The sequence below is a fragment of the Xenorhabdus mauleonii genome (genome assembly GCF_900113945.1).
Taxonomy (GTDB): Bacteria; Pseudomonadota; Gammaproteobacteria; order Enterobacterales; family Enterobacteriaceae; genus Xenorhabdus; species Xenorhabdus mauleonii.
Genome location: NZ_FORG01000010.1, coordinates 1 through 13550 on the forward strand (window position 1 = coordinate 1; position 13550 = coordinate 13550).

Sequence of the window (13550 nt, forward strand, 5' to 3'; positions counted from 1 at the left end):
TATAGGTCATAGCGCATTTTCCTTTGGCGAGAAAGATGCCTACTATAGCAACTGGCCGCCTTTCTTAGAAATTGCACTTATTAGGCGAATCCAAGTTTTAAATAGCTCTTAATAAATTCACAAAAAATCACTCCATTGAATGATTTTTCAAAAAGAAAAAATACAAACTAATTATTTGTAACGGAAAACAAATTTACGTTTAAAAGGCAATAATTAAATATCTAGATATATATTTTCTCTTGGCTAATCGTTTTATTTTATTTTTTATAAAAAATATCTCTAAAATCCATTTTTAATGGAGAAATAAACTAAAAATATCACTTTGTGATTTTTGACACATTTATTTGATTGAAAATTAACCAGCTAATGCCACAATAGATTGTCTCATATTTTCTGTTACTCCCCCAATAACCTGTAAGTTATTCATTCAATAATGGCAGCGCATATGTCAAAAAGAATAATAATGAGGCTGATTGGCTTTGGATGGGGCGGATTCATCATATTATCTGCACAAGCAGAACCACCGCCTTCTGGGTCAATACCCCAGCAAATACAACATATGGATACCTCTTCGGCGGCACTGGATAGCCAGCGTCAGCAACAAAAAGAACTGCTCGATGAGGCTCGACAACAACGGGAATATTTGCAAAACACGGTGTCATTATTTCCGCCATCTTCTGATCCAGTACCAGATACAGACACGAAGTGTGTGAAAATTAATGAAATCGAATTTCAGCAGGCCGAGTCATTATCTGATGCCGTTCAACGCATACTGGTTCAGCCTTATTTGCATCACTGTCTCACCTTATCTCAGATTAAGCAGTTGGTCCGTTCAACAACCAACACTTATATTGCGCAGGGCAATATCACTTCGCACGCCCAGTTACCTGCACAAGATCTCTCTACGGGTAAACTCCTGATCACGGTAACTGAGGGAAAAATAGAAGCAATTGAAATTGACGGTAACCCTCCGCGTATGACAACAATGCTGTTTCCCGACAAAGTAGGCCGTATTTTAAACTTACGGGATATTGAACAGGGTTTAGAGCATCTTAATCGCCTCAGTTCTTCCCGTTATACAATTGATATTCTACCCGGCACGCAGACAGGCTATTTCCTTATACACATTCGACAACAACCAGGTCATTTTCCGGGTAAGCTCCAGTTCAGTGTGGACAACAATGGTCAGAAAGAAACCGGGGAATATCAAGCCAGTGCCGAACTGATTTTGGATACACCATTAGGCTTAGGGGAGCAATGGTCAGTATCTTGGGCACAGGATACCGATTTTCGGTCAGCGCACTATAGCCGTAATCTGACAGTGTCTGTCAACATACCGTATGGTTATTGGAGTACCCGCTATCACTATTACTCCAACACCTCACGGCAGGCACTCAGGATCAATGATAAAAAATATCCCTATAACAGTGAAAACCAGACTCACCAGCTGGATATTAGCCGTATCCTTTATCGTGATGGTAAACAAAAACTGGGCTTACAGATCGGCGGTCGTTATAAGTCTGTCAATGTTGGTATTGCCGATCAGAAAATTTCAGTCTCCAGCCCAATTGTTAAAACGGTTTTTCTCAGTCCCCAATACAGTACAGTGCTGGGACAAGGCTATTTTACACTAAACCCCTCGCTTGAATACGGCACGGTGGTGACCGAGCCACCGGTCGTAACTCGCAATAAGTCCCGTAAATTCAACCTCAGTAGCAGCTATTACTGGCCTTTTGCAGCAAACGCTGCCTATTTTACGTCCTTTTTTAGCCAACTCAGCCCAGATGATTTGCCTTCTCCTGAACGATTATCGCTGGGAGGGCTGTACTCCGTTCGCGGATACAAAGCACAGTCCCTGAGTGGTAACCAAGGGGGCTACTGGCGTCAGGAAATCACCCATCAATTGAAAGACGGCCCATTTGGTTTGCTGACACTGACAGGCGCACTAGATTATGGCTATCTGGCGGGGCAGCGTCGTTACAATACAGAAAATATTCACTTACTGGGCACCGCGTTGGGTGTCACTCTGACACAACATTCCATGTCATCCCGATTCATGGTCGGAAAACCTTTGTATTACCCTGATTTCCTGAAACCGGATACTTGGTCGTTTTACGCCGCTTTCTCATTTGAATTTTAAGTTAACTCTAATAAGAAAAGGTTACCATTATGGCTAAACAACATCTTCCCAGAATGAAGTACCTGAGTTATCTGCTGATTTATGTGATGGGTGTGTTGCCATTGCACCCAGCAATAGGCGCTGGAATTGAGTCTGCCAATAATCAAACTCAGGTTATCCAACAAGGCAATATTCCCATCGTCAATATCGCCTCACCAAATAATGCCGGCGTTTCCCATAATACCTATCAAGATTTTAATGTCGGTGCAGCAGGCAGCGTATTGAATAATGCAACCAATGAGGTTCAATCTGTATTGGCAGGGCAAATTGGGGCAAATCCGAATTTCAAAGGAAAGGCGGCCGATTTGATTATTAATGAGGTAACTAGCTCTGGTTATGCCAGGCTGGAAGGTCAACTGGAGATTGCCGGGCAAAAAGCCAATCTACTGATTGCGAGTCCGAATGGAATTGACTGTAACGGTTGTGGTTTTATCAATGTGCCATCCGTCACCTTATCGACAGGGAAACCCGTGTTTGCACCGGATGGTGCATTACAGGCGCTGGAAGTCAAAGGTGGCTCCGTGTCTATTAACAACAACGGGCTTGATGCAACCCCACAGGATTATGTGGATATTATCACCGAACAACTGAATTTGGGTGGCAAAATTCAGGCTAAAAACCTGGCAGTTACAACGGGAAAGAACAAAATTGATTTCGAAAAAGCGCAGATTATTCCTTTGCCGGGAGAACAGAAGTTCATGGCGTCTATAGATACCGGGGATCTGGGGGGAATGTATGCAAATAAAATCCGACTGGTCAGTACTTATGCCCCGGGGGGGATGCGCCTCGCCAATGTTGCGACCCATATGGATGATATCACCCTGATATCGGATGGAGAAATTTTAGCACGGGGTGATATCACTGCTAAAACCGATCTTAACATCAGCGCTAAACGCGGTGTACTGATGCACCCAGAAATCAATGTAAAGGCAGGGAAAGATATTACGATTGCAGCGCTAGCGGTCCTTAACGCGGGTAAGGTGAGTGCAGAAGGAGGGGATATACGTTTATTTGCTAATGAATTCAATAATATGAACCCATACAATAAAGAGCGTGTTCGGGATAAACAAGCTCTTCTTCAGGCCAAAAATAACATATGGCTGCAAAAAGACGCACAAGGAAATGCAGCCCAATTCATTAGAAACACCACAGCGACCTTGCAAGCTCATGAGGGTGATATTGTTCTTCGTGCTAAAGAATTCAGTAGTACACATGGCGGCATTCTTAGCTCAGGTGCACATGCTTATATTAATGCGAATAACTTGTTGAATGTTAACAGCAAACTCATGGCAGGAAGAAATCTCATCTTGACGGGGAACACGTTTGGGAGTAATGCAGGGGAGCTTGTGTCTCCTGAGGGTAATATCGTGGCTGATTTCGGCAATGAATTTACGGGATCAGGATCAATGAAAGCAATGAATGTTTTGCTAAAATCCCCACAAATAAATATTAATTATCAGGCAGTTACAAACGACTTTTCGGCCCTGTCGGACAACTCTATTAAAATCAAGGACAGTGTATTAGGGGCAAACAATAATTTCATGTTGGCAGGGAAAGCGCTTATCGAAATTGATAACGCAAAGATTTTGGGCCGCAATGTGGATGTGATTTCAAGTAAAGGCGCTCTTCATTTTTTGAACAATAATACGCTTATGTCTTTAGGTGCGAGTCTGGGATTATCCTCAGCGCGTTCGATAGAAATCGATCCAAACACAAAACTGAGCGCGACAGATATCTCACTTTTTTCATCTGAGGGCGGGATTAAGCTGCATAATACTAAATCGATTGTGTTGAGAAATAGTTTAAAGCTCAGTGCAAGAGATAATATTACCGCTAATGATGGGTTATTAACCTCTAATAATATTGAGCTTTACTCCCAGCAAGGAAGTGTTTTTTTACCCCGATTGCATGTTTTTGCTCTCAATAATTTAAGCCTATTTTCAAAGGGCCCTATCACGGCCGAAAAGCTTCAAGCGGATAATATTTTCTTAAATTCAGCGGGTACCATCGATATTAACCGTGCTGAGGCCACAAAAAATTTATCCATTACAACAAACCGATTGAGCGAAAGAGGCAACTGGAAAGGTGAGAATGTTGAATTTCATTTCCCCCGGGAGCATTTTTGGTTACAGCCTTCTTTGCATCCCATTTCAGCGCGAAATCTGACTATCTCTGCGGGGCAGGGGCTGTATGTAAAAGAAAAATTACCTAATTCTCTGCACAATGTTACGTTAATCGCAGGCAACGATCTTCAAATTAATTCTTCAGCCCCTGAACCTTTCTCAGAGGTGACAGGCAATATTAAGTTATTGGCCAGAAAAGATATTAATAGTGATGTTCCTGTTTTTGCTAAAAATAATATAGAATTAGTGGCTAATGAAGATATTCGCCTTTCACGTCTTCAAGCGAAGAATATTATTTTAAATGCAGGTAAATACCTTAACGCTTTCCATGCAGAGGCAACAAAAAATTTATCTTTAACAACCCATGATTGGGGACAAAATAACTATTGGAAGGGAGAGAATGTTGAATTAAATTTCCCTCGAAATAGTTTTCAATTAGATTCTCGTAACGTAAGCGTTTCAGCCAAAAACTTGACGGTTACTGCGGGAAAGGATCTGAAAGTCACTGAAAAATTATCATATCCTCTTCATAATGCTACGTTCATCGCAGGCAATAATCTGAGTTTCTCCCCAAAAATACCTTATTCTGGCGAAGGGACAACCTTATTGGAGGCATCAGGCAATATTAATTTATTGGCCGGAAATGATATCCATGCAACAAAAACCAACTTGATTGCAGGTCAACAAATCACCTTGAACGCGGGTCGTGATATTCTCATGCGGGATGACAATGCGGATGGAGCCTCCAATCTACTCCTCGAGGAAAGTAGCGGGCGTATTATATCTGGTGCTACCAAACTGATTGCCGGTGATAATCTGCAACTCAATGCAGGAAGAGATATCCTTGCCAGAAGTGCCTCATTAACATCGAAAGCAGGCGATATCTTCATGAATGCGGGTCATAACCTGGCACTGTCGGCTTTTGGGTACACAGACCTAAGCCATAACTATAAGTACCTGTCTACCCACCTCAATGCTGCCCGGAACTTGACGTTAGCTACCGCTGGACATTTATCAACATCAGGTGTCAACCTAACTTCCGGTCATAATATGGCAATTACTGCCGGAGGAAATATTCGTTTTGAATCGGTACAGGAATATCAAGAAGAGAAAAATAGTGCGCGTACTCTACAACGGCCGAGTCAGCTTAACAGCGGTGGTGCATTAAAGATTACCTCTCAAGGGAGTATTTTATTTCAGGCCACCTCGTTAATAGCCAAAGGAATGATGGACATAGCAGCAAAAGGGGGGGTTCTCTACGCACAAGCCATGAATGAGGATTACCAATGGGAAGAAACAAAGAAAAAATGTAATAGTTTCTTGGGTATTAGATCCTGTCGTGTTTTTGGTTCGAAAACAGAAACTCACAGAAAAGTAAGTTCAACAAATAAACCCACTGAGTTTATCGCAGGGGGTGACATTAATTTAATGGCCAAAGATGATGTGACACTGGAAGCCAGTCGGATTGAAACCAACAAAAACGCTAAAATCACCAGCCAGACAGGGCGCATCAACTTTAAGGCCATGCCGAATACCGCGTTTGAACAAACCGTTTCAACATCAAAAGGTTTTTTTATTACCCATCAAGATAAAGGCAGAGATGAAACAGTTTGGGCCATTCCTTCTGTACGTGTCGGTGGCACATTGACAGTGGATGTTGCGAAAGGGATCAGTGCCGATGCCAAAATGAAAGAAGGACAAGCACTGGAAGAGGTATTGACAACACTGGGTAACACACCCGGCACTGAATGGCTGAAAGACTTGAAAGGGCGCGATGATGTCCAGTGGAATTTGGTGAAGGATGCGTACATTAGCTGGGATAAGAAAAGTGAACAGTTAAACCCGGTGGCGGGCGCGGTGATTGCGATCGCCGTGGCAGCAGTCACTTCCGGCTCCGGCCTTGCGGCGTGGGCAGGTAAAAGTGCTGTCGGGGCGACCGGAGCCACGGGTGCCGCAGCAAGCGCGATGTATGGGGCTGCTTACGGGGGCATGATAGGATTGACTACCCAAGCAGCTGTTGCTTTAGTGGAGAATAAAGGCAACCTGAGCGGCACACTAAAAGCGCTGGCAAAAAGCGATTCGGTGAAATCGTTGGTAACCCGAATGGCTGTAGGTGGAGCATTAGGTGGCTTAGACCACGCTATGGGATGGGGAAAATTAGTCGAAGATACAGCGCCTAATACAGCCATTGTCAATCCTGTCGACGTGCAGCTTCCATTATTGAATCATGGATGGGGAACAGTAGCTCAACGAGTCGCTGCACACTCTATCGTCAGTTCAATGTTGGGCACCGCGATGAATGGTGGCAGTTTTGCGGATAATCTGAGAGCCGAATTATTGAATAATCTAGGCAGTCAAGCACACGCTTATGGTGCCGGTTTAATTGGCGATAAAGGCGATATTCTCGGACATCCTGGCAAAGCAGTCAGCCATGCTGTACTCAGTGGTATGGTGGCTGAAATCACAGGCGGAGATGCGAGAGGTGCTGCTGTTGGTGCCTTGGCAGCGGAACTGGCAGCGATATCGCTGGGTGAAAATACGATTAAAGCTGAAGAGTGGGGAAAAACAGCAAATACACAAGCCCAAATTATCCGCGTGTTAGGCGGTTTTGCCGGAGCTGTAGTCACTGGTGAAGTGAGAGGCGTGAATAGTGGTGCCACGGCAGCCGAGACGACTTTCCGCTATAATTATTTAGCTCATCATCAAAAGGAACTGCGGGATAAAGAACTGGCCGCCGAATCCAACCCCCTGAAGAGAGGACTTATCCATATCAAATGGGGTCTGACCAGTGCAAACCAAGATGGCGTCGCACTGGCGGGAGTTGTGTCAGGCGTGCCGGAGGAACTTTCGGATACGGTAGTGGCCATTTTGGGGGCTGCGGCCAATTATAAAGAAACACTGCAAGCGTTAAAAAAACTGATGAATAGTGACAGTATCCTGAGTACTGTTTATCAAGCAGAAAAAGCCGATTTCATCAAACGGCTGGATACCATTGAGCAAGAGTATGAAAGAGCCGGTCTGATTGGTGCGTATAATCACGGAGTGGAGACAGGGAAATTAATCGCGAAAATGATTGGCTACGTAGCCGTGGTCAAAGGGGGAGCGTCAGCAGCAACCAATACATTCAGAACAGCCGGCAGCAAATTTTCAGGTCTGAAAAATACGGAAGGAATGGTCAGTATCAGAGATGTCGTTCGTATTGAGAAAGACGGGAGCAAAACGTCAATGTCATGGACAGAAGGAAATTACAAGCAAGGCTACCCGTTTGAGGATTTTGTGGGGAAAGAGTTAAAATTGCCAGAAAGTGCGCGCTTACCTTATGGTTCTGAGACGTTTGATTATTTTACACCTAACCGTCAGGCAATTAGTGTAAAAACGTTAAATACAACGACGGCTTCTAGATTACAAAAACCGGAGCAGATAAGCAGCCAACTAAATGGGTATATTAATGAGATGGTCAAATTTGAAAAAACGACTAAAGGTGAATTCAAAATAAATAATGATATGATCAAGCAGAAAACCCTGTATCTTGCCGTACCAGAGAAAACCACATCCACGCAATGGGCTGAAATTAATAAATCCATTAGTTACGCCGCAGATAAAAACATTGATGTCAAAGTGACTGTTGTAAGAGGTGAGGCCCCATGATTGAAGATACTGGCTTAGGTTTTAATGCATCCATTAATTTTAATGGAGATTTTTATTATGTGAAAACATGGTCAGGCTATCACTTTTTAGTTGTGGATCATGAGGCAGAAGTACTTTTTTTACCCAAAGATGCTAATGATAAAATATTAGGTGACGCAGTTCGACAGGCATTATCCCATAGCCGTATTATCGATCCATATAGAGATATTGATTTTTTTCACCGTGATATGATCGAAGCTCGTTATAAAAACTGGATTGCAGAAGCAATGGAAAAAGGTGGATATAAAACTAAACGGGCATTATTCAAAAAAATGAACCTGTGTCATGTAAAACAATTAGACGGCAAACTAACAATTACGCCAGAGGCTCATGAGAAACTTGATACTTGGGGAGGAAAAGGCATGTCAGCTGATTGCAATATCACCCTCCCAGATAATGTTACTGATGAAGAATTGGGCCAAGCAATAAAAGAAGCCTTTACCCGCTGTAAAAGCTTTGTTTACCTGCCATAAAATTCGCCGCATAGCCCCCATGATAGTGAAATGGGGGCTAACATTTAAGCCGTAAAGTCTGGCTGGCAATCAATTTTGCTCCACGGCGGTTTGCATACCTTCCAATGCAATGTTTTTTCCTTGATACTTTAAATCATTACTCCCTTCAACAATCGGGAATGTGCCCTTGCATTTTGGGCAGGTGACTAAATCACCTTTAGCCGCAACAGGCACATCCCGATAAACATAGCCACCGATAGCAGTAACAACCTGACCACCATGATCAGTCATGCCATTTAATCGAATAACGGATTTACCTGCCATAGCTTATACCTCTCTCAGTAACGGTAGAAACTGCAAATCCCGCAAGCAAATTTCGATATCATTGGCTTTATTGATATGCTCTTTATTTTCTATGTCAAAGACTTCTTTTGTAGTGATAATCAATGAACCAACCCGATCTTCTTTATCAGGGATAGATAAAATTTAGGTCATTACTCCAAAGAGTTAATAGGATATTTATCGATGGCGATTTTCCTGATGCATATTTTGGTCGGTTCATTACTCTTCTTTAGTGCTGATATAGATGTTTTTCACTTCAGAATACGCATCCAATATCATCTTATGGGTTTCACGTCCAAGCCCTGATTTCTTATAACCCCCGAAAGGAGTATGAGCAGGTAATTCGTGATAAGTATTAACCCACATACGGCCTGTTTTTACGGCCTTGGCTACGCGAATGGCCCGATTAATATCCTGCGTCCACACCGCACCAGCCAGCCCATATTCGGAGTCATTGGCCATTTCGATAACTTCGTTTTCATTGTCGAATGGAATGACACACAACACTGGCCCGAAGATTTCTTCCTGTGCAACCTGCATGTCATTGGTCACATTAGTCAGAATAGTTGGATGAATAAAGAAGCCATCATCATACCCTTCACCAGTCATGCGTTTTCCGCCAGTCAGAACGGTTGCTCCTTCCTGTTTTGCCAGATCGATATAACTCAGGATGGTGTTCATCTGCTCTTCGCTAACCTGACTGCCCATTTCAGTTTCTGAGTCCATTGGATCACCGACCCGAACGGATTCAAAAACAACTTTCAGTTCTTTCAGGAATTCATCGTGAATATCTTTATGCAGGAACAGGCGGGCACCAGATTCACAAGCCTGCCCTTGGTTCAGCAAAATAGCATTGGCTGCATATTTAACGGCCTTTTTCATGTTGGCATCTGGAAAGACGATATTGGCAGATTTGCCGCCCAATTCCAGCGTGGCCGGAATAAGTCTTTTCGCGGCGGCGGCGGCAACGTTGTAACCAACTTCTGTCGAACCGGTAAAAGCGACCTTGTTAATACCTTCATGGTCGAGGATTGCTTGGCCGACAACTGAGCCGCGCCCCGTGACAATATTGACAACGCCCGCTGGCAGAACTTGATTCAGGATGCGCCCTAATTCAAGTAGTGTTATTGGTGTCAGGCTTGCAGGATTGATGACAATGGTATTACCGGCTGCAAGGGCAGGGGCTATTTTCCAGGCCGCCATCAACAAGGGGAAATTCCATGGAATAATCTGCCCGACTACACCGATCGGCTCTCTGATGACCAAGCTCAATGTATCACTGTCGATAACATCACTTGCATCAGAATGAGCACGGATAACGCCAGCAAAATAGCGGAAATGATCAACAGAAAAGGGAATGTCAAAATGACGGCACAGAGCTTGGGTCTTACCACCATCCAATGTTTCGAGGACAATGAAACGTTCTGCTTCTGCTTCCAGTAAATCGGCGATTTTCAGTAATAGAGATTGCCTTTCTGCGGGAGATGTTTTGCTCCATGCTGGCAGGGCCTGTTGCGCAGCCTTGACGGCAAGTTCAACATCTTCAGTATTACCGGCTGCATATTCTGTCAGCAATTCCCCCGTTGCAGGGTTATAGCTTTTCATTGTATTTTTTGAAACGCTATCGACCCATTCTCCATTAATCAACATCTTATAATATTTTACGGGCAACAGTTCTTTGGCAATATCATGTAGCTTTTTCATTATATTCTCCGGGTACTGTGTTTTTTGTATATGCTAGGTCATATATTCAGGCGTGATTATCGGATAAAGTCTTAATTTTAAGAAAGTATGAGTTTAAATTTAAGAGTCCTATATCAATAAATGGAAAAATAAGCACATGCTTTATCGTTGTGATAATAGAGATATAAAACAATTTTTCATAAAATAATATTTATTGGCGGGATTTTCTTATTTTGTTGTTATTTATGAAGGTTGTTATTTTAGGTTATGATTTTTTTAGATGATTGTTATTGATGAACATGGCTATTGATAAACATGGCTATTGATATAACCTGTTATTCTGCGTATTTGCTATAGGAATATGCCCACTTAAAAAATAAGCAGGCATCAAACAATTAAGTGCTATTTTGCCGTTAGCCAAAAGACACCACTGCCATCAAGAGCGGTAAATGTTTTATGGACATAGATATTGTCGGCGTGGGGATCTATATCTTGGAACAGATCGGGATGCAGCCACTTCGCAATAGCTTCTACAGCAATAATATTGAATGGCGTATCATAGTATTGGTGATAAACCGCCATAACGTGTTTTTCACGATATGATTTCAATACATTTAATTTGGGACGAGAGAGCAATTTCTGGAAACGTTTCTCTGCCGTTGCCAATTCACCGGTGTAACCTAATGGAACCGATTGGCTATTTTCATGAACCGTATCCCAATTAGCCACAGTCATCAGATAGTAATCAGGGTTGGTCGTTAATAACTGTTCTTCATTAATTTTACCTCCCATACCAGAAAACCATTTGCTGCCCATATTATTGGCACCGGCGGCGGCAACAAACTCTCCAAAATTATTTGTAGCAAAGGTATTGCAGCAATCTTCCGCTCCCCGCATACCAGCATGGCGCTCAATAAAAATGCTGGGGAGCTGTTGGGGAGATAATGTTGCAATACGTTTTTTGATCAAAGACAAGCGATTTTCATAAAACTGGATAAATTTATTCGCGTTTTCTTCTTGCCCGAAAACTGTTCCCAGTAATTTCATGCTTGGGACAGTATTAGACAAAGGGTGTTGGCGAAAATCAATGAAGATGACAGGGATACCGCTCTTTGCCAATAAATCAACGGTGTTGCTACTGTCTAGTTTTGATTTTAAGCCGATATCGAAAATAACCAGATCAGGATTATAGGTTAAGGCTTTTTCAATACTGAAATCACTTGTGTAGGGGTTAGGAAATACAGGGATTTTCCTTAACTGAGGAAAGTCTTTTTCATAAGCGGTGGCAAGGTCAGGGGCTTTTTTTTCCAGAGCATTATCCCATGCGACAATACTCTTCAATGGCTCTGAGGGGTGCAAGATATTGAGTGCAATCAGAACACGGCTATCTGCCAGCATGGCTCGCTCAACGGGAGCGTTGATAACCACTGTTCGCCCGGCAATATCTTTGACGGTAATTTTTTCTGCCTGAGCGTATATCGGTAATAAAACGAGAAAAGCTGACAGAAGGTATTTCATTAAATAATGAATAACAGACATATTGATCCTTTTAATTTTAAGTTACATTAATAGTGAAATAAATATAACTTACTGATATTAAATAAAATTAATTCATTAATCTGTAATGTGAAATTTATAACGCCTTTTGTTCATATAGTGTTCAAGAAAGCCATGCTATTTTTGAAAGAGACTGAATAGCCATCGGAATGTTTCAAGAACAGTAAGGTCTTTCAGAAGACAGAATGTACTTTGAGAGCGGCATTTCCTGTTAAATTGAACGTTGGCAACGTATTGGAATTTTTTTCAAAATAGATGATAACGGTTATTATTCAAACTAATCAACGAATTTTACAATTTGACGAAATCAGTTTTCGTTATAGCGGTATGATTCTGCTAAAACTGGGCAAAAATGATGTGCATATCAGCATGGCAAAGCTATAAATAATTTAGTCATAAATATTCAAAATTTAATAAGAAAAATAGTTATTAAGACAACTTATTTATTCTTGTTCTGCTATTATTATCACTATCGGTAAGGGATGGGGTTGGTTATGAAAAAATTGTTAGTAATTTGTTTGCTTGGTTTTGCATTAACGGGGTGTGACAATCAACTTAAGATTGATGGTGCCAATGAAATAGCCTTGAAAACATCCATTGAAAATATCAGAGATACTTTATCAGAAGATAAGAAATTGAAATTTGATGAATCATTGTATATTACGATGCTGAATAGTATTAATTTCGATGATTTATTCAAAGACAATAAGAATGGCAATATTAATCATAAAGATATAGAGCAATTGGAACAGAAATATTTCCATTATCTTAATGGTAAAACGGCTGATCAAATCATTGCGGAAGCTGAGAAAATCAAAGAAACCAAGGTGGTTACCCAATAAGTGTTGTATTGGTGGATATCCGTTGAGCTAAGTTTTCAAGTGCCAGTTTTTAAATAAGCAATTTCTAAATAAGATGACAAAATGACAAGATGTTTCTGGCACCGGAGCATCTTGTTGGTTGCTTTGTTATTTGAAAAATAGTTATTTAGAAGATAGTTATTTGGATAATTATTTTTTGGCTGGCTCCAGCTTTTCCCCACATTGCCGACAAATGTAACAGCTTTTCCCTTTGAGAATTTTATTATGTTGTCTGATTGTCAGCTCATGTTGCTGACAGCGACAACTGTAATTGAATATTTGGCTACGGACAGAATGAACCGAGAACTGATGCGTTCGGTTCGCAGGCACTTTAAGCACAACTTCCATGATAAAACGCCACTCTTTTCCATGCGGCGCAACTTTGCCAAATTGATGATACGCCAGCAAATGAGCCAGTTCATGCGGGATCACTTCATCAATAAATGCTTGCTGGTTTTCTATCAATAAAACAGGGTTTAACCGAATTTCCCACTGTTGTAGCCGGGCGCTGCCTGCGATTGTACCGCGTTGCCGATAATTGATCTCAGGCTCGGGAAAGGTTACTTGCAGAAAATCACTTGCTTGTGCCAGTTTTTGTCGCATTGTGCGCATAACTGCTTGCTGTAAGGAAAGCGGAACTCTGACGGATTTCATCACGGTTACATAC

At 41.9% G+C, this 13550-nt stretch carries 8 protein-coding genes; 4 read left to right on the top strand and 4 right to left on the bottom strand.

Annotated elements, in window-relative coordinates:
• The first annotated feature begins 559 nt into the window (after window positions 1-559).
• The 3 genes from BM100_RS11065 to BM100_RS11075 are packed head-to-tail and all read left to right on the top strand — an operon-like array spanning window position 560 to window position 8462.
• Window positions 560-2140, top strand: coding sequence for a ShlB/FhaC/HecB family hemolysin secretion/activation protein (locus tag BM100_RS11065; RefSeq protein WP_175494943.1), 1581 nt, complete (start codon window positions 560-562; stop codon window positions 2138-2140).
• Window positions 2141-2169: 29 nt separating this feature from the next.
• Window positions 2170-7950, top strand: coding sequence for an endonuclease toxin domain-containing protein (locus BM100_RS11070; protein ID WP_092510898.1), 5781 nt, complete (start codon window positions 2170-2172; stop codon window positions 7948-7950).
• Entirely contained in the window at window positions 7947-8462 is a 516-nt protein-coding gene (locus BM100_RS11075) for a contact-dependent growth inhibition system immunity protein (protein WP_092510900.1), read from the top strand. The genes BM100_RS11070 and BM100_RS11075 overlap by 4 nt, the downstream gene beginning before the upstream one ends.
• Window positions 8463-8531: 69 nt before the next feature.
• Here BM100_RS11075 and BM100_RS11080 read toward each other — a convergent pair whose 3' ends face one another.
• From BM100_RS11080 to BM100_RS11095, 3 genes are all read right to left on the bottom strand, one after another.
• Window positions 8532-8765 (bottom strand): PAAR domain-containing protein, encoded by a 234-nt coding sequence (locus BM100_RS11080; RefSeq protein WP_092510902.1) that lies wholly within the window; start codon window positions 8763-8765, stop codon window positions 8532-8534.
• Window positions 8766-9002: 237 nt separating this feature from the next.
• A complete protein-coding gene (locus tag BM100_RS11090; RefSeq protein ID WP_092510906.1) occupies window positions 9003-10487 on the bottom strand; it encodes an aldehyde dehydrogenase family protein in 1485 nt (494 codons plus the stop codon).
• A 381-nt stretch (window positions 10488-10868) separates the two neighbouring features.
• On the bottom strand, window positions 10869-12005 hold the full coding sequence (locus BM100_RS11095; RefSeq protein WP_092510908.1) for an ABC transporter substrate-binding protein: 1137 nt from the start codon (window positions 12003-12005) through the stop codon (window positions 10869-10871).
• Window positions 12006-12517: 512 nt separating this feature from the next.
• Here BM100_RS11095 and BM100_RS11100 point away from each other — a divergent pair.
• Complete coding sequence (locus tag BM100_RS11100; RefSeq protein ID WP_092510910.1) at window positions 12518-12865, top strand: DUF6694 family lipoprotein; 348 nt, start codon at window positions 12518-12520, stop codon at window positions 12863-12865.
• A gap of 168 nt (window positions 12866-13033) precedes the next feature.
• Here BM100_RS11100 and BM100_RS11105 read toward each other — a convergent pair whose 3' ends face one another.
• Complete coding sequence (locus BM100_RS11105; RefSeq protein ID WP_092510912.1) at window positions 13034-13537, bottom strand: SprT family zinc-dependent metalloprotease; 504 nt, start codon at window positions 13535-13537, stop codon at window positions 13034-13036.
• Window positions 13538-13550: the final 13 nt, after the last annotated feature.